The sequence below is a fragment of the Bacillus sp. FSL R10-2201 genome, from assembly GCF_038008665.1.
GTDB lineage: Bacteria > Bacillota > Bacilli > Bacillales > Bacillaceae_G > Bacillus_A > Bacillus_A mycoides.
Window position 1 is genome coordinate 4,742,498 of record NZ_JBBOZP010000001.1, and the last position, 24,490, is coordinate 4,766,987.

General features: G+C 36.9%; 26 protein-coding genes and 1 other annotated feature. Of the genes, 5 read left to right on the forward strand and 21 right to left on the reverse strand.

Features of this window, described 5'->3' with window-relative positions; all coding sequences use genetic code 11:
• Window positions 1-22: 22 nt before the first annotated feature.
• The 10 genes from NSQ69_RS24755 to NSQ69_RS24800 all read right to left on the reverse strand — a co-directional run bounded on the left by NSQ69_RS24755 (window position 23) and on the right by NSQ69_RS24800 (window position 10,310).
• Window positions 23-973: an L-lactate dehydrogenase gene (locus tag NSQ69_RS24755; RefSeq protein ID WP_033713146.1), complete on the reverse strand. Its 951-nt coding sequence runs from the start codon at window positions 971-973 to the stop codon at window positions 23-25.
• A gap of 247 nt (window positions 974-1,220) precedes the next feature.
• Window positions 1,221-1,469, reverse strand: coding sequence for a spore coat protein (locus NSQ69_RS24760; RefSeq protein WP_001002992.1), 249 nt, complete (start codon window positions 1,467-1,469; stop codon window positions 1,221-1,223).
• Between the two features lie 13 nt (window positions 1,470-1,482).
• The gene (locus NSQ69_RS24765; RefSeq protein ID WP_001180550.1) at window positions 1,483-1,668 is read right to left on the reverse strand and encodes a hypothetical protein; all 186 of its coding nucleotides are present in this window, start codon (window positions 1,666-1,668) and stop codon (window positions 1,483-1,485) included.
• 658 nt (window positions 1,669-2,326) lie between these two features.
• Complete coding sequence (locus NSQ69_RS24770; protein ID WP_000029290.1) at window positions 2,327-2,614, reverse strand: DUF2178 domain-containing protein; 288 nt, start codon at window positions 2,612-2,614, stop codon at window positions 2,327-2,329.
• Complete coding sequence (locus tag NSQ69_RS24775) at window positions 2,611-2,838, reverse strand: helix-turn-helix transcriptional regulator (RefSeq protein WP_000813830.1); 228 nt, start codon at window positions 2,836-2,838, stop codon at window positions 2,611-2,613. Before NSQ69_RS24775 ends, NSQ69_RS24770 begins: the two co-directional genes overlap by 4 nt.
• A gap of 183 nt (window positions 2,839-3,021) precedes the next feature.
• Complete coding sequence (locus tag NSQ69_RS24780) at window positions 3,022-3,579, reverse strand: TetR/AcrR family transcriptional regulator (RefSeq protein ID WP_002129767.1); 558 nt, start codon at window positions 3,577-3,579, stop codon at window positions 3,022-3,024.
• A 3-nt stretch (window positions 3,580-3,582) separates the two neighbouring features.
• Window positions 3,583-4,305 carry an MBL fold metallo-hydrolase gene (locus NSQ69_RS24785; protein ID WP_002129770.1) on the reverse strand — a complete coding sequence of 241 codons (723 nt, stop codon included), beginning with the start codon at window positions 4,303-4,305 and terminating at the stop codon, window positions 3,583-3,585.
• 139 nt (window positions 4,306-4,444) lie between these two features.
• Window positions 4,445-6,229: an acyl-CoA dehydrogenase family protein gene (locus NSQ69_RS24790; protein WP_002089410.1), complete on the reverse strand. Its 1,785-nt coding sequence runs from the start codon at window positions 6,227-6,229 to the stop codon at window positions 4,445-4,447.
• 505 nt (window positions 6,230-6,734) lie between these two features.
• A complete protein-coding gene (locus NSQ69_RS24795) occupies window positions 6,735-7,907 on the reverse strand; it encodes an acetyl-CoA C-acetyltransferase (protein ID WP_001206332.1) in 1,173 nt (390 codons plus the stop codon).
• 21 nt (window positions 7,908-7,928) lie between these two features.
• Entirely contained in the window at window positions 7,929-10,310 is a 2,382-nt protein-coding gene (locus NSQ69_RS24800) for a 3-hydroxyacyl-CoA dehydrogenase/enoyl-CoA hydratase family protein (RefSeq protein ID WP_341099772.1), read from the reverse strand.
• 237 nt (window positions 10,311-10,547) lie between these two features.
• Between NSQ69_RS24800 and NSQ69_RS24805 the strand changes: the two genes are divergently transcribed.
• Window positions 10,548-10,694, forward strand: a complete 147-nt coding sequence (locus tag NSQ69_RS24805) for a YuzL family protein (RefSeq protein WP_002129775.1) — start codon at window positions 10,548-10,550, stop codon at window positions 10,692-10,694.
• A 97-nt stretch (window positions 10,695-10,791) separates the two neighbouring features.
• A complete protein-coding gene (locus NSQ69_RS24810; RefSeq protein WP_033713142.1) occupies window positions 10,792-11,631 on the forward strand; it encodes a D-alanyl-D-alanine carboxypeptidase family protein in 840 nt (279 codons plus the stop codon).
• Window positions 11,632-11,653: 22 nt separating this feature from the next.
• On the opposite strand, the gene NSQ69_RS24815 is transcribed toward NSQ69_RS24810, so the two are convergent.
• The 4 genes from NSQ69_RS24815 to NSQ69_RS24830 form a co-directional block, all read right to left on the reverse strand.
• Window positions 11,654-12,571: a proline dehydrogenase family protein gene (locus tag NSQ69_RS24815; protein ID WP_002089421.1), complete on the reverse strand. Its 918-nt coding sequence runs from the start codon at window positions 12,569-12,571 to the stop codon at window positions 11,654-11,656.
• Window positions 12,572-12,881: 310 nt separating this feature from the next.
• Window positions 12,882-13,127: a YusU family protein gene (locus NSQ69_RS24820; protein ID WP_001290599.1), complete on the reverse strand. Its 246-nt coding sequence runs from the start codon at window positions 13,125-13,127 to the stop codon at window positions 12,882-12,884.
• A 48-nt stretch (window positions 13,128-13,175) separates the two neighbouring features.
• Entirely contained in the window at window positions 13,176-13,478 is a 303-nt protein-coding gene (locus tag NSQ69_RS24825) for an MTH1187 family thiamine-binding protein (protein ID WP_088291675.1), read from the reverse strand.
• 77 nt (window positions 13,479-13,555) lie between these two features.
• The gene (locus NSQ69_RS24830; RefSeq protein WP_033731930.1) at window positions 13,556-15,556 is read right to left on the reverse strand and encodes a methyl-accepting chemotaxis protein; all 2,001 of its coding nucleotides are present in this window, start codon (window positions 15,554-15,556) and stop codon (window positions 13,556-13,558) included.
• Window positions 15,557-15,764: 208 nt separating this feature from the next.
• On the opposite strand from NSQ69_RS24830, the gene NSQ69_RS24835 reads away from it, so the two are divergent.
• A complete protein-coding gene (locus tag NSQ69_RS24835; RefSeq protein ID WP_002034606.1) occupies window positions 15,765-16,523 on the forward strand; it encodes a TrmB family transcriptional regulator in 759 nt (252 codons plus the stop codon).
• 105 nt (window positions 16,524-16,628) lie between these two features.
• Here NSQ69_RS24835 and NSQ69_RS24840 read toward each other — a convergent pair whose 3' ends face one another.
• The 4 genes from NSQ69_RS24840 to NSQ69_RS24855 all read right to left on the reverse strand — a co-directional run bounded on the left by NSQ69_RS24840 (window position 16,629) and on the right by NSQ69_RS24855 (window position 20,105).
• Window positions 16,629-17,141, reverse strand: a complete 513-nt coding sequence (locus tag NSQ69_RS24840; protein ID WP_033730845.1) for a tellurite resistance TerB family protein — start codon at window positions 17,139-17,141, stop codon at window positions 16,629-16,631.
• Between the two features lie 104 nt (window positions 17,142-17,245).
• On the reverse strand, window positions 17,246-17,419 hold the full coding sequence (locus NSQ69_RS24845) for a hypothetical protein (RefSeq protein ID WP_002034605.1): 174 nt from the start codon (window positions 17,417-17,419) through the stop codon (window positions 17,246-17,248).
• Between the two features lie 77 nt (window positions 17,420-17,496).
• Window positions 17,497-18,681, reverse strand: coding sequence for an MFS transporter (locus NSQ69_RS24850; protein ID WP_002129783.1), 1,185 nt, complete (start codon window positions 18,679-18,681; stop codon window positions 17,497-17,499).
• Between the two features lie 110 nt (window positions 18,682-18,791).
• Window positions 18,792-20,105: an APC family permease gene (locus NSQ69_RS24855; protein ID WP_002167429.1), complete on the reverse strand. Its 1,314-nt coding sequence runs from the start codon at window positions 20,103-20,105 to the stop codon at window positions 18,792-18,794.
• A gap of 65 nt (window positions 20,106-20,170) precedes the next feature.
• Window positions 20,171-20,407 (reverse strand) — a binding site (T-box leader).
• Between the two features lie 165 nt (window positions 20,408-20,572).
• On the opposite strand from NSQ69_RS24855, the gene NSQ69_RS24860 reads away from it, so the two are divergent.
• Entirely contained in the window at window positions 20,573-20,800 is a 228-nt protein-coding gene (locus NSQ69_RS24860) for a hypothetical protein (protein ID WP_002015964.1), read from the forward strand.
• 90 nt (window positions 20,801-20,890) lie between these two features.
• Here the strand turns inward: NSQ69_RS24860 and NSQ69_RS24865 are convergent, their stop codons facing one another.
• The 3 genes from NSQ69_RS24865 to NSQ69_RS24875 all read right to left on the reverse strand — a co-directional run bounded on the left by NSQ69_RS24865 (window position 20,891) and on the right by NSQ69_RS24875 (window position 23,081).
• Window positions 20,891-21,856, reverse strand: coding sequence for a hypothetical protein (locus NSQ69_RS24865; protein WP_002129785.1), 966 nt, complete (start codon window positions 21,854-21,856; stop codon window positions 20,891-20,893).
• A 129-nt stretch (window positions 21,857-21,985) separates the two neighbouring features.
• Window positions 21,986-22,768 carry a membrane protein insertase YidC gene (yidC, locus tag NSQ69_RS24870; RefSeq protein WP_002015966.1) on the reverse strand — a complete coding sequence of 261 codons (783 nt, stop codon included), beginning with the start codon at window positions 22,766-22,768 and terminating at the stop codon, window positions 21,986-21,988.
• Window positions 22,769-22,796: 28 nt separating this feature from the next.
• Window positions 22,797-23,081 (reverse strand): hypothetical protein, encoded by a 285-nt coding sequence (locus tag NSQ69_RS24875; RefSeq protein WP_002015967.1) that lies wholly within the window; start codon window positions 23,079-23,081, stop codon window positions 22,797-22,799.
• 275 nt (window positions 23,082-23,356) lie between these two features.
• On the opposite strand from NSQ69_RS24875, the gene NSQ69_RS24880 reads away from it, so the two are divergent.
• Window positions 23,357-24,250, forward strand: a complete 894-nt coding sequence (locus NSQ69_RS24880) for a YitT family protein (protein WP_000530031.1) — start codon at window positions 23,357-23,359, stop codon at window positions 24,248-24,250.
• The last annotated feature ends 240 nt before the right edge of the window (window positions 24,251-24,490 follow it).

Consider the following 24,490-nt stretch of genomic DNA (forward strand, 5'->3'; position numbering starts at 1 on the left):
TTGTTTCACCTTCTCCTATAATTTAGTAACCAATTGTTTTCATATAATCGCGTAAAACATCGTTTGATTTTGCAAAGCGACTTTCTTCATCTTCTGATAAGTTTAGTTCTACCACTTCTCTTATACCATCTCTAGTAATAATTGCTGGTACTCCTGTACAAATATCGTATTCGCCATATTCACCATCTAAAATAGCTGAAACAGCGATAACACGGTGATCATCATTGAAAATTGAGCGAGCAATATAAGCTAAAGAATTTCCGATTCCGTAATAAGTAGTTCCTTTGCGCTTATAAATTTCCCATCCAGCTTTTGCAGTCTTCTCAACAATTTCATCTAAATCTATTTCACCAAATTGGTCTTTTTTCTCTTCTAAAATTTGTAAAATCGGTTTTCCACCAACAGTTACGTGAGACCAAGCAACCATTTGAGAATCACCATGTTCTCCTAATGAATACCCATGAATACTACGAGGATCTACATGTAACATTTCAGATAAAATTGTTCTTAAGCGAGAAGAATCTAGTGATGTACCTGTACCAATCACACGATTTCTAGGTAATCCAGATAGCTTCCACACTTGATATGTAATAATGTCAACTGGGTTCGATGCGAGTAAAAAAATGCCATCAAATCCACTTTCCATTACGCCGCCAACAACACCCTCCATAATCTTAGCGCTGGCTCCTAAAGTGTCTAAACGACTTTGTCCAGGCTTCGGCGCTGGTCCTGCTGTAATAATAACAATGTCCATATCTTTGCAGTCTTCATAGCTTCCGGCATATACTTTTGTTCTTGTATTTGTAAAGTTAATGCAGTGCGATAAATCCATCGCTTCTCCAACTGCACGTTCATGATTTATATCAATTAACAATAGCTCTTCGCAAATCCCTTGGTTTACAATGGAATACGCACAGCTTGATCCAACTAATCCAGTACCGATAATTGCAATTTTTCTTGTGTTTCTATTCATAGCAATCTCTCCTAATTGATCATGTAGTCTATTTCTTTCGTTCTTTACACCCCTAATTATAGAGGTTCTCACGATAGAAACCATGGATACTTTGTGAAACATTGAGCAAAGTTTTTGTCCTTTTTGTGAATTGTTATATTTAATTTTCGTCATATTTGTTACAACTGAAAAAATATTTATTATGTATTTATTGACATATACCAAACAAAAAAACGAGCGAATCCATTCGCTCGTTTCATTCATCACACTATTCCGCACTTAATTGACTTTTCAATTGCTGCACAATCATTGGATTAGCAGGTGCTGCCGGCTTGTAATAACTCTTTTGCTTTGCGTATTCATACATATTACGTTGACGCATCTCATCTTGATTACGAATTTGGATTAACGTTTGATGTAACTGTTCATTATCAGACTGAGAAATATAATTTGCATAACTTGTTAAACTTGCATTTAATCCTGCTAAATAATCATTTACCATATCTTTTTCATTCATCTTTCACTTCCTCCTATCCTAGGAAAGTCATTAATTGCTGTTTCGTATTTCGTGCATCTTGTGCATCCTTTTGTAACATTTGTTTCAGTTGTGGATCTGTACAAGCCTGTGCATACTGGTCTAATTTATTAATAATTGTTGCATGTCCACCAATTAAATGGCGTAAGTTTTCTACTTCAAGCTCTGTTAAATTTTGCATAGGATACTCCTACCTTTCTTCTTTCATTCTCCTTTAGTATTCTGTTCTTTCTAAATCATATTCATTAAAAAGCTTTCTTACATTTCAAATCAATCACGTCTATTTATAAATCCAATAAAATGTTATAATTACAGAAAAATACAAATTTTCAATAGGTAACCTATAACAACAATATAATCCCCAAACAAACCCTAGTAGGTAGGTATGCTTATGCAAAAACATTTTAAAGTTATCTTCTTAATGGTTTATGCAATCCTGTATGTAAAATTGTTGATTGATATATCAACTTTAAAACCACTATTCACTTCTATACCTTTACATATGTTATTTCTCATTGGTTTTTTGTTCATTGCGCTTAACAACTATAGAAATCGTAATACCACTTTTTTCTTAATATTTATTAGTGCAACTCTATTGGTAAGCGTTAGTTTAATGAAAAACACCCTTTTATAAACTCTACATAACAAAGGAGCAACGACTATGAAAACCCATGAATTCCTTACAGAAATCCAGAAAGGCTCTGAACCTACCCCCTATCAAGATCCTATTGCATTCAGTTTCGTTTGCTTTTTCTTAGCCATATACACATTTTTCAAACCTGCAAAATAATATCATTTAACAAGAAAGAGCCTCTAAACCATTAGAGACTCTTTTCCAGTTAATATCTTCTTTTTAAAACTACGATAGTTAAAGCATACGAACAAAGTACTCCAGCTAATAAAAATGCATTTGCTAACTTATACTGTTCGCCTGTCAATGAATATAGATTCCCGATTAAAAAGATAATTAAATATAGAAATAAAAATACAAACAATGAAATTTTAGCCGCATTCCCTGTAATATGCTCGCCTCTTTCATCTTCCCCCTCATTCTTCTGAAAACGTGTTGAATATAAAACACCTATTAGTCCTGCTACTGAGATTATTATCCCTATTACAATACTCATTCCGTTTCCCCCTCTATCTTATATTGAAAAACTTCATGAAACTCCTTACCTAAAATATGCGCAATTTCAAAAGCTAAAATTAAAGATGGATTGTAACGATTCGCTTCAATTGAGGCGATCGTTTGTCTACTTACCCCAGCTTTGTTCGCTAAATCCGTTTGTGACCAGCGTTTTTCTGCTCTGAGTACAACGAGATTATTTTGTAAATTCCCACTCTGTTTCATAACCTCTCCTTATTTTACATTATTTTATATATTTTAATTGTAATTTATTTTTAACATCATGTAAACTATTTTTAACACAGATAAAGTGAAACTTCAATCCGCCCACCTACCGTTCTTTTGGAATCCTATGCACTAAAAAACCTTAGAATCGCTTCTAAGGTTTCATGTTGTCTCGCCTCTTATTCAATCTCTCATTACATGTAATCCTTTAATAAACGTTTCCAATAATACATGTAAACTTGTATCTAAATCTAGCGGCAAACCAAATCCACCTTGCTGTTCAATCGACGCAAATCCATGACAAATACTTCTGAATCCACGTGTCGCATGAAGTGCATTCTCTCCTTCTAAGCCGTATTGTTGTAAAACATGAAGACAAAGCTTTACAATTCCGTCACCTGCTTTTCTTACTTCTTCATCTCGTAAAAAAGTTGCTTCATACAATCCAGAATGTTTACGTACGAATGCTACATACGCTTCTCCTAAAGCATGAATTGCTTCATCCATACGTTTACCCTCGGCCGCTTCTTCCAGTCTGTTATGCAGCTGTTTTATTCCGTACATACCAAGATTTTTCCGTACATCTTGTAAACCTTTCACATGATTGTATAGCGAGGGCGAACGTACCCCTAATCTTTTCGCTAATGAAGCTAACGTTACTTCTTGTATTCCATTTGTATCTGCAATCTCTGCCGCTGTTTCTACAATTTTCTGTAATGTAAGTCCGATTCTCGGTGACATAAATTAACCTTCTTTCCTACTTTCTATATTCCGCTTAGCTTCCTTAATAGCAAGTTTTATGACAGTGCCTGGATTCTTTATCATTTTCCCATGTCCTGCCGCAAGCAAGGAAGGCTCATATTCGCTTAACTTCTCTGCACTTTGTAATGATATTTCTTTGCTCCACGTTGCCATCGCAGGAAACGGAAACCAAAATTTCATTTGACCCGAAACAGCCATACCTCCTCTTGTTTGGAATGCATCCCCGACAATAAGAGCTTTATTTCGTACATCAAGAAACGACATGGATCCTGGCGTATGTCCCGGCGTCATAATCGCAAGAAGCGATCCAACTCGGTCGCCATCTTCTAATAAAACATCAGGTACCGTTTTTACCTTTTTAGGTACACCGCCTTTTATTGGTATATTCGGTTCATCCTCTTGTAACGTCGTATCTCCTTCTAACAGCTTTGCGTCCCGCTTAGAAATATAGACTGGAACATTAGGAAGTACTTCCTTTAATGCGTCTAGTGCACCGATATGATCATCATGCGCATGTGTTAATACAATCTTAGTAATGGGTTTCCCTATGTTCTCAGCCGCCTGTAAAATACCTTTTGCGCTATATGGCAAAGCCGCATCAATTAAAGTTAAACCATCTTCTTCCTCCACAAAGTAACAATTCACAGGAAACACTCTTGGTAAAAATGACAATTGATATACCGTTTTTTCATGAATCACTCTCATATTTCCAGCTCCCTTTCCGAAAAAACTAATGCTATTAGTTTTATTATACTAATGGCATTAGTTTTATGTCACTAAAAATTTCATTTTTGCAAAAAAAAAGAACAGTAGCCGTTTATACGACTACTGTTCTTTACAGCTATTAAACTGTGTAACGCTCATCTTCTAAAATTTTCGCAGCAATTTCACGCTTCTTCGGAATTACGTTAAGTGGTGTGTGGCGAGTTAATTTACGTAATGATGATAACATCATGCGCAGCATGTCGCCATTTTCAACTGCGATAAGTGTTTCTTTCGCATCTGCTTCGATTTCGTTGAATGCTTCTTGGCAGAATACTTCAGTGTATAACACTTTTTGTTTATTCTTTTCAAGACCAGTTGTTTTAATTGCTTTTTCTGTACGAAGAAGAGCTGATTCCATTGCGTAAAGATTGCTTACAATGTCAGCGATATTCACAAGAATTTCTTGCTCTTTATCTAATGCTTTACCGTATTTTTGAGCTGCTAATCCAGCTACCATTAAACCGATTTTCTTCGCGTTCTTTACTAAATATTTTTGAAGTGCTAATGGCTCATCGCCTACTTCTTCTGGCATCATCATCATTAACTCTTCTTGTAATTTTTGTGCTTTTTGTAGTAATGGTAATTCACCTTTCATCGCTTTACGTAAGAACGTACCTGGTACGATTAGGCGGTTAATTTCGTTCGTTCCTTCGAAAATACGGTTAATACGAGAATCGCGGTACATTCTTTCAATCTCGTACTCTGCCATAAATCCGTAACCACCGTGAATTTGAACACCTTCATCTACTGTATAATCTAACACTTCAGAACCGAATACTTTATTTAAAGAGCACTCGATTGCATATTCAGCGATAGAAGCTGCTACTGCTTTACCGTCTTTTACTTCTTCTTCAGATAATGTGCTCATGCGACTTTCGAATAAACCTACTGTACGATATACAGAGCTTTCAGCTGCATATGTTTTCGCTGCCATATTCGCAAGTTTCTCTTGAATTAATGGGAAGCGAGCGATTGGTTGTTTGAATTGTTGACGTTGATTTGCATATTGTGCTGAAATTTCTACTGCACGTTTCGCAGATCCAACTGTACCAACACCTAATTTATAACGACCGATATTTAAAATGTTGAACGCGATAATATGGCCTTTACCGATTTCACCAAGTAGGTTTTCTTTCGGTACTAACGCATCTTCTAAAATTAACGTACGAGTTGAAGAACATTTAATACCCATTTTCTTCTCTTCAGGGCTTGTAGATACACCAGCATAGTCTTTCTCTACGATAAATGCTGAGAAGTGCTCACCGTCTATTTTTGCGTATACGATAAATACGTCAGCAAATGCAGAGTTTGTAATCCATTGTTTTTCACCATTTAATACGTAATGCGTACCTTCTGCATTTAAACGTGCAGTTGTTTTTGCACCTAATGCGTCAGATCCTGAACCTGGCTCAGTTAATGCGTATGCCGCTAATTTTTCACCAGTTGCAAGTAGTGGTAAATATTTTTTCTTTTGCTCTTCGTTACCGAATAATACGATTGGTAACGATCCGATACCAACGTGAGCACCGTGAGTGATTGCAAAACCACCAGCGCGCGAGAATTTCTCTGCGATTAACGCTGAGCTTACTTTATCAAGACCAATTCCGCCGTACTCTTCTGGTACGTCAGCGCCTAGTAAACCAAGTTCACCAGCTTCTTTTAAAAGACGCACAGAACGATCAAACTCGTGTTGTTCTAAATATTCAAGCTCCGGAAGAACTTCATTTACGATAAAGTCCTCTGTCGTTTTTGCAATCATTTTATGCTCAGATGAAAAATCTTCTGGCGTAAACACTTGATCAATTGTAATTTCCTCTACTAAAAAGCTACCGCCTTTAACCGCATTTCCTACTGTTTTTTCCATGAAAATTTCCTCCTTCATATTTTCATAAGCCGCTTTTCTCATTTTGAAAGAAGCTGGCTCTCATTTTTTTATAAACCTTTGTTGCTTCCATTCTTTGCTTTAGCGCCCTCTTGTTCTGAGCGAGCCGCCTGCGCTTTTTTTATAATCCAGTTCCGGTGGCTAAAACAGTCGGTCGTTTCATCCCTTCCTGTGAGGCAAAAAGCACCTCTTCGTCAGGGCTTCCAACGCCCTCCTGTTCTGAGCAAGCCACCTGCACTTTTTTTATAATCCAGTTCCGGTGGCTAAAACAGTCGGTCGTTTCATCCCTTCCTGTGAGGCAAAAAGCGCCTCTTCGTCAGGGCTTCCAACGCCCTCCTGTTCTGAGCAAGCCACCTGCACTTTTTTTATAATCCAGTTCCAGCGGCTAGAATGTTCGGTGGCTTCGCTTCTTCCTACGAGGCAAAAAGCGCCTCTACGTCTGAAGCTCCATCCCCCTCACATTCTGAGCGAGCCGCTTACACTTTTTTTATAGTAATTCAAATACTCCCGCTGCTCCCATTCCGCCACCGATACACATTGTTACGATACCGAATTGTTGGTTGCGACGTTTCATTTCGTGAATAAGAGATAGTGTTAGTTTTGCTCCTGTACAGCCAAGTGGATGTCCAAGTGCGATTGCACCGCCGTTTACGTTTACTTTTTCTTCATCTAAACCAAGTTCACGAATAACTTGGATAGATTGAGAAGCAAATGCTTCATTTAGTTCAAATAGACCGATATCAGATAGCTCTAAACCAGCTAATTTTAACGCTTTCGGAATTGCAGCAATTGGGCCGATTCCCATTACTTCTGGTGGTACTCCAGCTACTGCGAATGAACGGAATTTTGCAAGTGGCTTCATGCCATCGCTCACTGCTTTTTCACGATCCATTAATAGTACAGATGCTGCACCGTCACTCATTTGTGAAGAGTTACCAGCCGTTACAGAACCGCGAACGTTAAATGCTGGACGTAATTTACCTAAAATGTCTAGCGTCGTCTCTGCTCTTACACCTTCGTCTTGTGCGAAAATGATTGTTTCTTCTTGCAGTTTGTTGTTTGATCCAACCGAGCGTAACGTCACATCTACAGATACTGTTTCATCCGCAAAGTTCCCTGCAGCTAATGCTTTCGCAGCACGTTGATGACTTCTTACTGCAAATGCATCTTGTTCTTCACGAGAAATTCCATATTTCACAGCAACTTGCTCTGCTGTATGCCCCATACCCATATAATATTCTGGTGCTGCTTCTACAAGGCGACTATTCGGACGAACAACGTGTCCCATCATTGGAACTAAACTCATTGATTCCGCTCCGCCTGATAATACAGCTTCAGAGTGACCAAGCATAATGCGCTCTGCTCCGTAAGCGATACTTTGTAAACCTGAAGAACAGTAACGGTTAATTGTAATAGCTGGAACATCGTAAGAAAGTCCTGCTAGCCCACCGATATTACGAGCCATATTTAAACCTTGCTCTGCTTCTGGCATCGCACAACCGAAAATTAAATCATCAATTGGTCCTTCATAATTCGCACGCTTTAACGTTTCTTTTACTACTAACGCCCCTAGATCGTCAGGACGAACTGTTTTTAATGAACCCCTCTTTGCTTTTCCAATTGGTGTTCTTGCTCCCGCAACAATGACAGCTTCTCTCATGAACGATATCTCCCCTCGTTATTAGTTACGTAATGGTTTTCCTTTTACAAGCATGTGCTGCATTCTTGCTTGTGATTTCATCTCACTTACTAAGCTAATAAATGCTTCACGTTCTACATCTAATAAATACTGCTCATCAACTTCTGTTCCGTACGGCACTTTTCCGCCCGCAATGACATATGCCAGTTTCTTCGCAATGTGCAGATCATGTTCAGAAATGTAACCTGATAAATGCATTGCCTCTGCACCAAGTACAAGCGCTGCATATCCTGTCTCACCAACAACTGGTATCTTTTTGCGGATAGGTGCTTTATAACCTGCTTCATATAAAGAAAGTGCTTTTTGTTTCGCATCATATAGTAAGTGATCACCATTCACACTAATACCGTCTTTATCGCCTAAGAAGTTGTTCGATACAGCTTCTTGTGCTGATGTAGAAACTTTCGCCATCGCTACAGATTCGAATACTTTATTCGCAACTTTTTGTAAGTCGAATTCTACACCGTTTGCCATTTTGTTTAAGTGTTTAATGTATAACTCTTTGTTACCGCCTCCGCCAGGGATTAAGCCAACACCTACTTCTACTAAGCCCATATAAGTCTCACTAGAAGCTTGAATGCTCGCTGCTGGTAAACAAACTTCTGTACCTCCGCCAAGCGTCATACCATATGGCGCCGCTACAACTGGCTTAGAAGAGTATTTAATTTTCGTCATTGCATCTTGGAAGTTTTTCACAACCAACTCAATTTCAAAGTAGTTGTCATCTTGTGCTTCCATTAAGATCATTGCTAGGTTCGCACCAACGCAGAAGTTCTTCGATTGGTTACCGATAACAAGACCTTTATAATTCTTTTCTACTTCATCAACAGCGTAGTTAATCATTTGCGTAATATCCATACCGATTGCATTGCTCTTCGAATGGAATTCTAAGCAAAGGATACCATCGCCTAAATCGATTAAGCTCGCTCCGCTATTTTTCTTTAATACGCCATTTTTCGCTTTTAATTGTTTAAGAGAAATTGCCTTTTTATTACGTTCGATTAGCTTATATTCGCCATTATCGTAATAGTAGCTATCTCCGTTATCGTGTTTGTAGAAAGTAGTGAAACCTTTCTCTAACATTTCTTTCACCCAAGTCGGAACAACTACGCCGTTTTCTTCCATCTTTTGAACGGACTTTTCAACGCCGATTGCATCCCAAACTTCAAATGGTCCTTGCTCCCAGCCGAAGCCCCACTTCATCGCTTGGTCAATTGCAACGATATCGTCAGCAATTTCTTTATGAAGTTTTGCAGAGTATAAAAGAGTTGGTGTGATGATGTTCCATAACAACTCTCCTGCGCGGTCTTTCGCGTATACAAGCGCTTTCAATTTATTCGATAAACCTTTTTCTTTTTTACTTAACTCGATAGATGCAGCTTTTAATTTTTTGCGAGCTTCGTATTCCATCGTTTCAGGATTTAGTTCTAAAATTTCTTTTCCTTGTTTTAAGAAGAAGCCTTGACCTGTTTTGCTTCCAAGCCATTTTTTATCAAGCATGTCATGCATGAAAGCTGGTACTTTAAATACATCACGCTCTTCTTCTTGTACGTTTTCATATACGTTATTTGCAACGTGTACGAATGTATCTAAACCAACAACATCTAATGTACGGAACGTTGCGCTCTTCGGGCGACCAATAAGTGGGCCTGTTACAGAATCAACTTCCCCAATGCTATAGCCGCGTTTTATCATCTCTTGAAGAGTTACTAATAAACCGTACGTACCGATGCGGTTTCCAATAAAGTTTGGTGTGTCTTTTGCGATAACAACGCCTTTTCCAAGAACGTCTTCGCCAAATAGTTTCATGAAGCTTAATACTTGTGGATCTGTTTCTTTCGTCGGTATTACCTCTAGAAGTTTTAAATATCGTGGTGGGTTAAAAAAGTGTGTGCCTAAGAAGTGCTTTTGGAAGTCGTCTGAACGACCTTCTGCCATTTTTTCTACTGAAATGCCTGACGTATTCGAGCTTACAATAGAACCCGCTTTACGAACGGCATCTACTTTTTCAAATAGTTTCTTTTTAATATCTAAGTTTTCAACTACTACTTCGATAATCCAATCTACATCAGCTAGACGCTCAAGATCATCTTCTAAGTTACCTGCTTCAATCAGTGCTAAATTTCCTTTCACTGTCAGAGGAGCTGGTTTTTGCTTTAATAGTTTTTGCACAGCCGTATTACTAAAACGATTTCTCACACTTTTATGTTCTAATGTAAGTCCCTTCGCTTCTTCTTCTTTCGTAAGCGCAGGTGGTACAATATCAAGCAATAATGTCGGAATACCAATATTAGCTAAGTGTGCCGCAATTCCTGAACCCATTACGCCTGAACCTAGAACAGCAGCCTTTTTAATTTGGAACATCCATTTCTCCCCCTATTCTTGAATGAATGCTCATTCAATTTTTCGACATGAGTCGCAATCAATGAGTGAGCCTCTACTAATAAATATATGATACAGTTTGAATTTTCGCAATATATTTATTGATAAAATTTTCTGAAATAAATATATTTCTTTCATTTGGCTATGCTATACATGTGTATTTTCTTCATTAAAATGCACTTTTCCTTTTTATAATCTGACGAAACTGGAGGAATATATATGGCAAAACTTAAGAAGAACCCTTCAAAAGCTGGAATTAGCGCAGCAAGTGTAACTGGAAATGCAGGTCCGCATAATCACAGTGTTGAAAAAGGGCGTCAAAGTAATAACCAACAATATAAGAAGCATAATATGGGCGAAAAATAACGCTATATTTTTGGGCAGAGGACGTGGCATAATGATTAATGGCTGCTTTTTCTGCCCAATTTATTTGTACATATGGAAAACAAAAGAGGGAACGACGATGAAACGAACAATAATTATGATTGTAATGATTGCCACACTATTTACAGGGATGATTTTCTTCTCTTATGCACAAAGGCAACAAGTTGTAAGAGCAGATCAGCCTAACATTACTGGGCAATACGGGATTACAATCGATGCAGACACAGGTGAAATTTTGTACGGAAAACGGGAAGATGAACGCTCTTATCCGGCTAGTATAGGGAAAATGATGACTACCTTACTCTTACTAGAAAATGTGAAAGAAGATGAAGAAATTACGGTAACAGAGAATGCGATTAAAACGGAAAGTCAAAGTAAGAAGATTAAGCTTCGCGCGGGTGAAAAATTAAAACGTGATGAGGCATTAAAACTTATGCTTATTATTAGTGCAGACCCAATCGCTGAGTCAATTGCAGAACATATCGCAGGATCAAAAAATGAGTTTGTGAAAATGATGAACGCTAGGGCGAAGGAACTTGGGACAAAACATGCGACTTTCAAAAACGCAAGCGGTGCTGATGCACTTGGAAATAAAGTATCACCATATGACATTGCTATTATTACGAAAGAAGCCTTGAAGTATCCGATCGTTTTAGAATATATGAATTCAATACATACAACACTACATACTTCAGAGCGTTCTCCGAAAATCGCAAACTATGGACGAGAAGAACTATATGATGATCCATATGCGATTGGAAGTAAAAGCGGTTTATCAGCACTCGGAAAATACACAGTCGTAACAGTTGATGAAAAAGACGGTAAACGCGTCATTAACGTCGTGTTATCTTCTACTCGTACGCAGCTATATCCTGATACGAAGAAAATGGCGCACTACGCATTTCAGCAATTAAAATAACCAAGGAGTATTTTCTCCTTGGTTATTTTTTGATCATACCTTTTAATACGAACGCAACGTTTGCTGGACGTTCTGCTAGACGGCGCATGAAATAGCCATACCAGTCGTTTCCATAAGGCACGTAAACGCGCATTTTGTAACCTTCTTTTACTAGCTCAAGTTGACGCTCTGTACGAATACCAAATAACATTTGGAATTCAAATTGATCCCTTGGAATGTTGTGTTCTTCCGCAAGTTTTTTCGTATATTCAATAATCGCTTCGTCATGTGAAGCAATTGCAGTGTAATTTCCATTTAATAAGTGCATTTTAATAATTTTTTTATAATTGTCATCTACATCTTTCTTTTCTGGGAACGCTACTTCTTCAGGTTCTTTATAGGCCCCTTTTACAAGACGTAAATTAGGATTATAAGCGTTTAAATCTTCCATATCTTTTTCTGTACGATATAAGTAAGCTTGAATAACTGTACCAATATTATCGTATTCAGATTTTAATTGTTTAAAGATATCAATTGTTTTTCCGCAGCGCGTATAGTCTTCCATATCAATTGTAATAAACACACCATTTTCTTTTGCAGCTTCTAAAATACGGCGCATATTGTTCATTACGATTTCGTCAGAAATATCTAATCCCATAGAAGTCATCTTTAAAGAAAGCTGCGAATTAAGACCTTCTCTTCCAATTGCACGAATCGCTTCAATCGATTCGCTAGCCATTTCATTTGCTTCCGCTTCGTTATCAACGAATTCACCTAAATAATCGATTGTTACACAAAGACCTTGCTTATTTAAGGCTTTAATTGCAGCTGTCGCTAATTCAATCGTTTCCCCTGCGACGAAGCGACCTGCACCAAAGCGTAAACCGTACTTTTTAGCCAGTTTTGTTAGCGCTTTATTTTTAGATAAGAAAAGAAACGAATTTCGCATTAATTGTTCCATGTAATTCACCCCTACGACTATAATTTATCTGTTTTTTACCCCTCTTCAAAATTATATCATTGTTTAAAATTATTTGATACAAATAATTATTTAGATAATTTATAAAATACTATCAAAACATTTAAAACCCTATATTCTCGTTTATAAATATAAAGAAAATATTTTTCGACATTCAGAAAAAACGGGTTTACTAGGGAAAAAATGAGCATGCCGAAAATATTCGACATGCTCACAAAACCATTTATATTTCATGTAAATTATATAAGGATATTAATAACAAAAACTTGAGGTAACATTATCTCAAGCCTTCTTACTTCTCATTTCGCTTCTCATCATTCAGCTTTTTAATATTCGTAATTAACTGTACCATCTCTTCTTTTGCATCTGGATACGTCTCATTCCAATGTTTCACTAAAGCTGGCATCGTCTTAGCCATATAAGAATAAAGTGCCCATTTCTGTACCTGCTCTTTTCGCTCTTCGTTGCTCTCTCCAAGTAATAGTTCCGTGTATTTCTCTAGCAAGCCATCAAACTGCTCATTAAACTTTTCACTCATCTTATTTTCCTCCTATATGAAAAAAGCAGCGAAGATCGCTGCTTTTTCTTATAATTTTGATCGAACAGAGTTTAATTTCTTCTCCATCGTACTTACTTTATCACGGCGATCATCGATACGAATTGTTGTCGCAACGCGCTGTGCACCTTTCATGTATGGAACTTCATGCATTTGTTGAATGACTTCTAAAATGACAGGAAGATCTCCTTCAATTACTGTATTCATCGGTGTTAATTGATACTTCACGCGATCAGCATTTTTCTCTAGTACCTTTTGTACTTCTGCTACATATTCACTAACACTTGGGTTACCTGTTCCTACTGGAATAATCGATACATCAACAATTGCCATAATAATCTTCCTCCTATTACTGCTTCTTATATATCCATTGTCTATTTTACCGAAATTCTCATCATTTTACTAATACGTTACTCTTCTACTTTAAACTGCTCAATCAATTTTTCTAAGTCCTGCATATTCTCTGTCAAACTTTCCATCGTATGAGCTACTTTTTCTAAATGATTCACTTGTGACTCAGTTGCTGCATTTACCTCTTCAGAAACAGCCGCACTCTCTTGACTCGTGCTAGCAATTGTTTGCATAACTTCTGTAATTTCTTCTTGCTCGTGACCTATGTTATTTACCTCTTCTACAATTTTTTCAACTGAGGCACTAATAGTATTTACAACTGACATAATTGTGCGGAATTCTGTCTCCGCCTCTGTCGTAACTTTATTTTGTATATCCGCAATGTCTTTCAATTTACTTACAACTTCTACAACTCGTTTTACTTCTAACTGCACATCGCTAATCATTATTGTAATCTCACCCGTTGCCTCTTTTGATTGTTCAGCTAATTTCCGAACCTCTTCCGCAACAACAGCAAAGCCCTTACCTTGCTCACCTGCACGTGCTGCTTCAATTGAAGCGTTTAAAGCCAGTAAATTCGTTTGATCCGAAAGACCTTTTATAAGTTCTACCACATTTTGAATCGATCCAACCCTTTGCTCTAACTTACCGGACGCTTCTTCCGTATGAACAACGATAGAAGATGATTGTTCTCTTGTACGAACTAAATTTCGCATCGTATTGAGTCCCTGCTTAGACGCTTCTTCCGCCTTACCAGTCACTCCCTTTATTTCACCAACGGAACTATTCATTTCTCCCATCGACTGCGCCATATTTTCAAGTTGCGCTGAAACCTCCTCTACACTATTAGCAAGAGTAGACGCGCCTCCGCTCACATCATCCATTGCACCTGAAACTTCTCTACTAGCTGCTACAGTTTCATTCGTTAAATAATGCAGATTGTGAGTCGATTTCTGTACTGTCGATACACTATTTTTAATTTTACTTACCATTTCATTCATTTGCTCAACCATATGATTAAAATGATTTGTCAGTTCTCCAACTTCATCCTTACTTGTCACTTTCATTTGCAACGTTAAGTCACCTTCTGCTACTTTTTGAACGTGATTTGTTAATAGTTGCAATGGTCTTGCTAATCTTCTTGAGAATACATATGAAGCTAATATTCCAATCAATAAACTTATACATGCCATTATAATAACTGTATTTCTTGTTTCTATTAGTAAGTTATCAATGGACTCTTTCGGATATACAATCCCGATTTTCCATTTCATCTTATCAAACAATTGACTATAGGCTACTACATCTTTGCCACCTAATGTCGCCGCCGCAAATTTCGTCTCATCTTTATTTAAACTTTTAACAAGTGGTTCTTTCGAAACATCTTTTCCTACTTTCTCCGGGTACACAATGGCGATATTTTTATCATTTATAACAAACATTTCTCCGCCATTATTATATTGAATATTATGGAGTAGCTTTTGAATCGTTCCTAGTGATACATCCATTGCTACAACGCCTAACACAGAACCATCTTGTCCGACAATGGCTTTTGAAACTCCAATACTTAACTTCCCCGTCGCGATTTCATATTGTGGTTCTCCCCAAATAGTCGATTCTGTAGCTGCTTCTGACGCTTTATACCAAGGGCGACTCGTCGGATCATATCCTTCTGGAACTGTCCCACCATCTGCAAGATTTGCACTCAACGTTTTTTTATCTTTCGTCCCAATGTAGACATCTAAAATATCAGGATGATTCTTTTTAAACCTTGAAAATTCCTTTAAAATAAAACTCTCTTCTTCTGGAGTAACCCCATCTTGTAGCATGTTTTGAATATCATCATGAGATCCATAATGACCCATATCTTCTTCAATTCGCTGCATAAATGCAGTTAACTGCTCTGTCACAAGATCCATCGTATTTTCAGAATACTGGTCTAAGGAGTGCGTTTCTTTCTCTTTTTGCAATTGATACACAGCTGTACCTAATATTACAAACATCATAGAAATAAGTACCGAAAATACTACTGCAATTTTTAAACGTAAACTTCTCAACATATTCCCTCAAGCATCCCCTTCTCGGTAAAATTTAATCGTATTAATCACTATATTAAGTATAATAGATAAATCAGAAAGCTCAATCCATATAGTTTAAAAAATTGAAATTTGTTCTCATTTCAATCAACCTACTTGTTATCTCAACACTTGTGTAAAAACAAATAGTTCATTATCCTTAACATATAATCTCATTCGTTCGGAGGGAACTATGCTACAAAAATTCGGTTTCTCACAATATGAAAGCCAAGCTTATGAAGTTGTCGTATCAAGCAATGACCCATTAGATGCAACAACTATCGTTAAACATTCAGGTGTTCCAAAAGCAAAAATATACGAAGTGTTAGCACGACTCATTGATAAAGGGATGGTAATGGATTCTGTTTCTGAAAAGAAAAAATTGTATACAGCATTACCACTCAAGCTAGCAATTGAAAAGTTAACGACAGAATTCCAATCTAATATTAAAGAACTTGAAAATAATATTTCTAAAAAATCATTTACAGATGACCGCGTTTGGAGTTTAAAAATGCAGTCTTCTATTAAAGTACAAAGTAGGCAACTTATAGAAGATGCGAAAGAATCCATACGCATCTCCGCATGGAACGATACCCTTTTAGAATATCTTCCTTTACTAGAACAAAAAGAAAAACAAGGCGTCCAAGTCGAGTCCCTCATAGTTGGAAAAGTGGAAACTGACTTAGAAAACATGCATTTTTTAATCCCAGCTCAAGAACCTAACGCATTAGAGCGTTATTTACTACTCATCGTTGACGATAGTGAAATTTTATTTGCTGGTGTAGAGCAAGAATCATGGCAAGCGATGAAAACAATGTCACAACCTTTCGTGAAGTTCTTTACGGAGTTCTTCTATCATGACGTTGCACTTGCGAAGATTACAGAGAAGCACCATGATCTCTTTATGCAGGATGAGGAAATTAAGGAATTGTTGATGAAGTTGAGATATTAACAAATCCAAAAATCGATTCTACCATTTGAATAGATAATATAATTTTCCATACAAAAAAAGCTGTATCAAACGGAGTTTTACATACTCATTTGGTACAGCTCTTTTTTACGCTTTCGCTAATTCAATTTTATGTAGTTGGTTTTTCGGATGGTTTTGATTTGTAAATACAGAACGTTCATTCTTTAGTACAATTACTTCAAAGAATGGTTTAAATCGTTCCTCTGAAATATCAAAAGCTTGTAAAAACTTCCCAAACATCATTTGTTCTTCACGTTCAGCCTCTCCATCAGAAAGAGATGAATCAATTAAGTTAACTAGAATACACATTTTTTGTGCATCTGTAAGAGAAGGTGCTGCTTCTTTTAAAAATGTATCTAAACTATTTTTACGAACATACTTAATAGCCTTATCAAGTAGGTCATCGTTATTTCCACCTACATAAATCGTACCGCCTTTATTCTTACCACCTAAAACAGATAATAATTGTCCTAATTCCTCATTATCATATTCTCCATCTGCACCCATCATGTAAAGTAAAGATGTAGCAAATGCAAAGTGTGGTTCCATCCCATTTTCTGTACGAGTTTTGTCACCTTTAAACATATCGAATAAACCCATTTGTAGCCCTCCTATATGAAAATATAATCTTCCTAAATATAACAGAAAGCGCTACAAAATAATGTGTCCGTTTTGTAAAGTTTACCCAAAATAAATAGACCATTTCACGACTTCTTTTGCTCCTTTATCTCCATCAAAAGCTCAATAATCTTCTCATTTTGCTCTACTTGTTTCTCAGAATTTTGATAGATGAAACGAATCCATCTAAATACAAAAATAATAAGAAATAATGGGACTAAAGAAATTAGAAAACCAATAATTGAAAAATTAGACTCCATATACTATCACCTCGCTATATACTCCCTTCTCCATTTCTCTACTAACCCCTGCAATTTTTCACACAAAAAAGAACCTATCAAATGATAGATTCTTCTTTCGTAAGCTGATTCGAACGTCCTCTCGTAATAGAGAAAATCGCACAAAGCAGTGCCAATATAATGAAAACGCCGCCTACCCAAGCGTTATATATAACAGATGATTTCTCAATAACAACTCCGCCCACTGTTGAGCCAAGTGCAATTCCTAAATGAAGTGCAGAGTTATTTAAACCTTGCTGAATACCAGCTGATTCTGGCGCAATTTCAATTAAATAGTTTTGCTGTGCTGGCGAAATTGCCCAGCTCAGCATACTCCAAAGCCCCATCATAATAATGAAAAGCGGGAATGAGAATGTCATCATCGGCAACATAAAGATTGCACATGCAAATACGATAATGATGGAAATAATACTTTTCTTCGATCCCCATTTATCAGCAAGCCAGCCGCCAAGGCCACCTCCAAGTACCGCTGCAATTCCGAAAATGAAGTAAAACACACTAATCCAATTTGCTTCAACATGCATCACATCTTTTAGAAACGGCGTTAAATATGCGTATAGCGTTAAATGACCTGTTAAAAATAAAAATGATGTTAACTGTGCGCTTACAATTTTTTTATCCTTTAACGTAGCAATTTGTTCTCTTATTGATAATACCGATGTCGCTGGTACTTTCGTTAAGAATAATGAAATACAAGCAATCGCCATAACCGTTAATATTGAAATTAATACAAATGGTGCACGCCATCCATATGCATTTCCGAGCACAAGACCTAGCGGTACTCCAAGTACGAGTGATCCACTAATACCCATGAAAATGATTCCAATTGCACGCGCACGGAAATGCGGCTCTACTACACTAGAAGCAAGTGTTACCGATAGTGCAATAATAAGCGATCCACTCGCTGCACAAATTACTCTCGAGAACATTAACATCTCGTAATTCACACTAAATGCCGAAATGATATTTCCAATTAAGAAAATTGATAATGCCACAACATACAATTTCTTTCTTTCAAACTTGCCTGTTAATGCTAATAAAACTGGCCCCGATAGAGCAAATACTACTGAAAATATTGTAATAAGCTGACCAGCTGCACTAATCGACACACCTAAATCATTAGCAACTAAATCAAGCGTTCCTCCTATAATTAGCTCAACCGTTCCGACTACGAAAGCCGCAATAGCTAAAATATATACACGAAAATTCAAGCCTTTCCCCACACTTTCTCTTTTGGTTACTACCATTATAGTAACCAAAAGAGAAAGTGGACGCAAGTACAAATTTTTTTATAGCAAAAAAGCAGGCGTATAATACGCCTGCCCTTCAATCATTAAACTCCAGTTTCTTTCTTCTTATTTAAGTACCAATATACCGGAAGTCCAGTAAATACAATTCCAATTGATAAGAAGCAGCTTACCGGATCGTTAATAATTGCACTTCCAAGTACAAACAATGACCCTAAAATCGCAACGATTGGTACAATCGGGAATAACGGTACACTATATGCACGCTCTTTATCCTTGTTACGTCTTCGTAAAATGAAGACACCAATAAACGTCATTACGTAGAAAATATAAATAATGAATACGGAAATCTCAGATAGCTTATTCGGATCACTAATAAGCATTAAAATAATTCCTAAAATGATTTCAACAGTAATCGCATTTGCTGGTGTTTTAAATCTCGAATTTTCTTTTGCAATAAACTTAGAAAACGGAAGGTGTCCACGCTCTGCCATCGACATCGGAATACGTGGGAACGTTAAAATCTTTCCATTTAAACAACCGAAAATAGAAATGATAATACCGATACTAATAATTTTCCCGCCATATTCTCCAAGTAACATACCCGCAGCTGTCGCTGTTGCATTTTCTCCAAGGTCTACAATTTTCGCTGCTGGTAATACATTTAATAACGCTAAGTTAATTAACACGTAAGCAGCTGTTACAATTAAAATCCCAACTGTCATTGCCTTCGGTAATAACTTTGTTGGGTTCTTCATTTCTCCGCCAATAGAAGCGAGTAAAATCCAGCCATCATAGGCAAATAAAGTTGCTAAAATTGCCATCCCGATACTTTGATTTTCTGATATCGGTACAACTACGTTGAAGATATCACTATTCCCTTTCCAAAACCCTAGCACAACAATTAATATAATTGGAATCATCTTCCCAACTGTCGTAACCGTTTGGACGATGCCCCCATATTTTGTTCCCAAACTATTTATAACGCCTAGGAACACAACTGTTCCAATTGCGATTGGTAAATTCCAGACTTTATCTAAATAGAAAAAATTGATCATTAAAGAACTAAAATACAAACCTAACGTTCCAATAATAGCTGGTCCATAAACAATTGTTTGCATCCAGCCAGATAAATACCCCCAAAAACTTCCGTAAATCTCCTCTAAATACGTATACAACCCACCATTTTTCGGAATTTGCGCTCCAATTTCGGCTACTGTTAAACCACTTGCTAACGTCAACAGACCACCAATTACCCAAGCAAGGATTGCCATATTAGAACTCCCTGAGTAATCTAATACGCTCCCTGGTTTCATAAACACACCAGACCCAATAATAGTTCCTACTACGATAGAAAGTGCTACTGTTAAACCAATTTTGTTTTTCTCATCATGATGCATGCTGCGTATCCTCCTTCCAATACTAGTGTGATGCAAAAATAAAATAAAAAAACACTCCTCCCTAAAAAAGGGACGAGTGTTGTATTCGTGGTTCCACCCTTGTTTCAATTCGTAAAGTGACACACTTCACCAATTTCTCAAGTCCAAATAACGGTTTTTGCCGGCAAGCAATTACTAGGTATCCGTTCACTGCTGCAGTTCAGAGGTGGTAATCGATTTTCTCGTATTAGGAAGCTCACAGCCAAAGGCTTCCCTCTCTGAGAATCGTAAAAAATTGATCATGTCCTCATCATCACTTCTTGATGTCGAATTTTGTAGTTATTGTTCATTATATTGAATTGTTAGAAAAAATCAATATATATTTTATATAACATAAGAAACATTTCTCTTCTTATATTATAACAGAAGTTACCATTTTTCTCTATTTCCCTAAAAATGGTATAATTCATGTAGGAGGTGTACTAATAATGATTGCTATTTTTTGTATCATCGCTACTGTTCTTTCTTTTATATTCGCTATCATGTATCGATATAAGTATCCTGGTTATAGCATTTTAGCGGTAGCTATTATACCAGCTGCTTCCTTCTACGTATTAGGTAAATACCAATATACTGAAGTGTTTATCGGTTTTGCAATCTTCTACTGCATCTTTGGATACATACTAACAATGAAAAGAATTTCAATGAATCATTAAAAGGGACCGATTTCTGCTTACAGAAATCGGTCCTCGCATTTGTCGTATGTACCTTTCGGTTGCCCACACGAAAGATACTACATAGTTCAATTATTTTTCATCTTTTTTCATAAAAAATTTATGATTTGGAAGATCCACATTTAAATCTGCTAATTGTTTCTTTTCCTTTTCTAGAATCGCTTTCGCTTTTTCTTTTGTCACCTCATCTAAGTTTGCAAAGATGTCTTCATGCTTCCCTTTCTCTGGAAGATTCACACCTAGTTTTGCCAATTCTTCTTTCGCTTGCTCGCGAGTTAATTTCCCGGACTTTTCTTGCTCAAAAATAGACTTCGCTTTTTCTTTTGTCGCCTCATCTAGATTCGCGAACATATCACCGTGCTTCCCTTTCTCTGGGAATTTCACACCTAGTTCTTTCAACTTCGCTTTCGCTTGCTCACGAGTTAGTGTTCCAGACTTTTCTTGCTTCAAAATTGCTTCCGCTTTTTCTTTTGTCGCCTCATCTAAATCCGCGAACATGTCACCGTGCTTCCCTTTCTCTGGAAGCGTTACGCCTAATTCTTTCAATTTCTCTTTCACTTGCTCATGCGTTAATGCTCCGGACTTTTCTTGCTCAAAAATGGACTTCGCTTTTTCTTTTGTCGCCTCATCTAAATTCGCGAATATATCTTTGTGCTTACCTTTCTCTGGGAATTTCACGCCTAGCTTTGTTAATTCCTCATTTGCTTGTTCGCGAGTTAATTTCCCGGATTTTTCTTGCTCTAGAATCGACTTCGCTTTTTCTTTTGTCGCCTCATCTAAGTCCGCAAGCATGTCTTTGCGTTTCTCCTTCTCTGGAAGTTTCACACCTAGTTCCTCTAACTGTTTCTTTGTATCGTCCATAATCGTTTTTACTTTTTGTTTTGTAGCCTCATCTAAATTCTTCTTCGCAGTTCCTTTTGTAACTTGCTCGGCCGCTGGAGTATTCGTTGCCGCAAACGCTGGTATGCAAGCTCCTCCTATAATTCCAAATGATAAAGCACCTGCAATTGCTACATACCCAACTGTTTTCTTCTTCATAGGAAATTTCCTCCTTCATAGTTCTAAAGCATGTACACTTTCGTATACAATGCCAATAGTAATGTTGGTTTCTTAAAATTTCCTTAACGATTTAAATAAAAAACACCGCTCATCACGAGCGGCGTTTTTCTAAGCTTTTTGTAATTGTAATTCTTCACGTTCCATTACTTTTCTTAATACAATTGTTTGTGTCATTGTAAATAAGTTACCTGTAATCCAATACAGCACCAGTCCTGATGGCGCCGCAAATCCCATAAATAGAATCATTGCAGGCATCATAATTTGCTGTATTTTCAGCATTTGAACTTGTTCTCCAGGCGTTACATTTGATTGGAACACCTTCATTTGAATAAATGTTGTTAACGCTGCGATAATCGGTAATATATGATATGGATCTGCATGTCCTAGGTTCACCCATAAAAATGAAGATGTACGAATCTCTTCAGTTCGGCTAATCGCATAATACAAAGCAGAGAAAATCGGCATTTGTATAAAGATTGGCCAGCACCCAGCTAACGGATTCCAACCGCCTGATTTCATTAGTTCTGACATTTCTTTTTGATACTGCTTTTGTTTTTCAAGATCTTTACCCACATCACCGTATTTCTGTTTCAGCTTCTGTAATTCAGGTTGCATTTTTTTCATTTTCGCTTGGCTACGATATTGCGAAACAGCTAATGGAATCATTGCTGAACGAATAACGAGCGTCATGATAATAATGGCAATCCCGAAGCTAGCTCCAGGTATATGATGAGCAACAAATTGAATCATAAATGAGATTGGATATACGAAATAATGGTTCCAAATTCCCGTACTATGTGAATCAATTGTGCCTGCATTACTGCAGCCAGATAAAACAAAAACAAGTAATAATGATAAACTAATGAGCCTAGCTCGGTATGATTTTAACATGTTCATTCCTCCAATGTTTCGTAATTAATTAGCGAAACATTGGTGTATACGGACCTACCTCGTCACTCTCTCCACTCGATTCTTGTCTGCGGACAGAACGAATCATTCCATATTTATAAAAAATAGAAAATAGCGGTACATTTCTTGTACCCTCTTCACACGTATCTACTAGTTTAAAAGCTCTCTGTCTACCGCTCGATGCTTGCTGACGCACAAAGCGAGAAACGTTAGCAAGAAAAAAGACTTCTAATACACAAAGCGCTGTCGTTACAAACGATATATATAGAATTGCATCCTGCAATAAAAATTCCATCGCTTCACATCCTTAATAAAGTCATTTTAGCATATTCAGCAAACATTCTCTATTTCCTTTTGTTCTCAAAAAATTTTTTTGCATATTTTCTCAAAAAATTATGCTAGAAAACTAATGTATCCGCTTTCTTTAGTATATTCACACGTATCTTTGAATAGGTTTAATTTGTTAGAAATTTATAAAATTTTTGCATTATAATAAAACTATTGCCAGTTTTTGAAAAAAGCTTTATTCTCTTCTTGTAATCAAAAATGAATATGGAGATGAAACATACTATGGGTCAACTAGGAGACGCCGATTACGTTCCCGACACCGCCTTTTTATCCTTCCCAGCAGCTAAAACATTTCATTTAGAATTCATCATACAGTTAGTTGTTATTTTTATAGCTTCTATTTTGTATGCAATTTCTATGAATATGTTTTTTATCCCGCATAATATGATTAGCGGTGGATTCGCTGGTGTAGGGATGATTATCGGTTATTTAATGCACTACAATATCGGAGCACTTATCTTTTTACTAAACATTCCGCTTCTTATTTTAAGTCACTTTTACTTAGGAAAGAAGACAACCTTTTTAACGGCATACTTTGTGGCTGTATCATCTTTAGCGATGAACATTATCCCAGTACACCAAGTTTCAGATGATATTTTGCTGTCTTCTGTATTCGGTGGTGTCATCTGCGGTGCTGCCTCAGGAATCATATTCCGATTTGCTTCTTCAACAGGTGGTTTTGATGTTGTTGGATTGATTGTAGCGAAACATCGCGATGTTTCAATTGGAGCAATCATCTTTGGATTCAACTTAATCTTACTTGTTGCAGCAGGATTTATTTTCGGATGGGATATTACGCTTTATACGTTAATTAGTCGGTTTGTAGTCAGCAAAGTAATTGATGCCGTGCATACAAAACATATTAAATTAACGATAATGACAATTACAGAAAAAGGTGAGGAAATAAAAAGCTCACTATTACATCACGGCATACGTGGCGTAACAATGGTAGATGCTGTCGGCGGCTATACAAACCATAAGAAAAAAATGATTTACACTGTCGTAACTCGCTACGAGTTGGGCGAAATGAAACGTATTATCCGCCAAGTGGATAATAAAGCATTTATGAACATTACTGAAACAGTTGAAATTGTCGGCCGTTTCAAACGTATATAAAAAGGCGCAAGGAACTACAATTCCTTGCGTTTTTTATTTTTTACACTTATTACAAAATCAGATAATTCTATTATTGTATCACTAAATATGTTATAATAAAACTAGACTTACAAAAAAGAGTATATAGACTTGGAAGTTTCTCTTATTTTTATAAGCAAAAAGAAACGAGCAGTCGGGTATATTTCAGACACCATACACGTAACGGTTTAAAAAAACCGATCATCTTAGTTATTCTTCACT

Excerpts from the sequence above, each read along its gene's own strand:
- NSQ69_RS24755 (WP_033713146.1), bottom strand. The coding sequence starts at position 973 with ATGAATAGAAACACAAGAAAAATTGCAATTATCGGTACTGGATTAGTT.
- NSQ69_RS24760 (WP_001002992.1), bottom strand. The coding sequence starts at position 1,469 with ATGAATGAAAAAGATATGGTAAATGATTATTTAGCAGGATTAAATGCA.
- NSQ69_RS24765 (WP_001180550.1), bottom strand. The coding sequence starts at position 1,668 with ATGCAAAATTTAACAGAGCTTGAAGTAGAAAACTTACGCCATTTAATT.
- NSQ69_RS24770 (WP_000029290.1), bottom strand. The coding sequence starts at position 2,614 with ATGAGTATTGTAATAGGGATAATAATCTCAGTAGCAGGACTAATAGGT.
- NSQ69_RS24775 (WP_000813830.1), bottom strand. The coding sequence starts at position 2,838 with ATGAAACAGAGTGGGAATTTACAAAATAATCTCGTTGTACTCAGAGCA.
- NSQ69_RS24780 (WP_002129767.1), bottom strand. The coding sequence starts at position 3,579 with ATGTCACCGAGAATCGGACTTACATTACAGAAAATTGTAGAAACAGCG.
- NSQ69_RS24785 (WP_002129770.1), bottom strand. The coding sequence starts at position 4,305 with ATGAGAGTGATTCATGAAAAAACGGTATATCAATTGTCATTTTTACCA.
- NSQ69_RS24790 (WP_002089410.1), bottom strand. The coding sequence starts at position 6,229 with ATGGAAAAAACAGTAGGAAATGCGGTTAAAGGCGGTAGCTTTTTAGTA.
- NSQ69_RS24795 (WP_001206332.1), bottom strand. The coding sequence starts at position 7,907 with ATGAGAGAAGCTGTCATTGTTGCGGGAGCAAGAACACCAATTGGAAAA.
- NSQ69_RS24800 (WP_341099772.1), bottom strand. The coding sequence starts at position 10,310 with ATGTTCCAAATTAAAAAGGCTGCTGTTCTAGGTTCAGGCGTAATGGGT.
- NSQ69_RS24805 (WP_002129775.1), top strand. The coding sequence starts at position 10,548 with ATGGCAAAACTTAAGAAGAACCCTTCAAAAGCTGGAATTAGCGCAGCA.
- NSQ69_RS24810 (WP_033713142.1), top strand. The coding sequence starts at position 10,792 with ATGAAACGAACAATAATTATGATTGTAATGATTGCCACACTATTTACA.
- NSQ69_RS24815 (WP_002089421.1), bottom strand. The coding sequence starts at position 12,571 with ATGGAACAATTAATGCGAAATTCGTTTCTTTTCTTATCTAAAAATAAA.
- NSQ69_RS24820 (WP_001290599.1), bottom strand. The coding sequence starts at position 13,127 with ATGAGTGAAAAGTTTAATGAGCAGTTTGATGGCTTGCTAGAGAAATAC.
- NSQ69_RS24825 (WP_088291675.1), bottom strand. The coding sequence starts at position 13,478 with ATGGCAATTGTTGATGTATCGATTATTCCAGTAGGAACAGGTAACCCA.
- NSQ69_RS24830 (WP_033731930.1), bottom strand. The coding sequence starts at position 15,556 with ATGTTGAGAAGTTTACGTTTAAAAATTGCAGTAGTATTTTCGGTACTT.
- NSQ69_RS24835 (WP_002034606.1), top strand. The coding sequence starts at position 15,765 with ATGCTACAAAAATTCGGTTTCTCACAATATGAAAGCCAAGCTTATGAA.
- NSQ69_RS24840 (WP_033730845.1), bottom strand. The coding sequence starts at position 17,141 with ATGGGTTTATTCGATATGTTTAAAGGTGACAAAACTCGTACAGAAAAT.
- NSQ69_RS24845 (WP_002034605.1), bottom strand. The coding sequence starts at position 17,419 with ATGGAGTCTAATTTTTCAATTATTGGTTTTCTAATTTCTTTAGTCCCA.
- NSQ69_RS24855 (WP_002167429.1), bottom strand. The coding sequence starts at position 20,105 with ATGCATCATGATGAGAAAAACAAAATTGGTTTAACAGTAGCACTTTCT.
- NSQ69_RS24860 (WP_002015964.1), top strand. The coding sequence starts at position 20,573 with ATGATTGCTATTTTTTGTATCATCGCTACTGTTCTTTCTTTTATATTC.
- NSQ69_RS24865 (WP_002129785.1), bottom strand. The coding sequence starts at position 21,856 with ATGAAGAAGAAAACAGTTGGGTATGTAGCAATTGCAGGTGCTTTATCA.
- yidC (WP_002015966.1), bottom strand. The coding sequence starts at position 22,768 with ATGTTAAAATCATACCGAGCTAGGCTCATTAGTTTATCATTATTACTT.
- NSQ69_RS24875 (WP_002015967.1), bottom strand. The coding sequence starts at position 23,081 with ATGGAATTTTTATTGCAGGATGCAATTCTATATATATCGTTTGTAACG.
- NSQ69_RS24880 (WP_000530031.1), top strand. The coding sequence starts at position 23,357 with ATGGGTCAACTAGGAGACGCCGATTACGTTCCCGACACCGCCTTTTTA.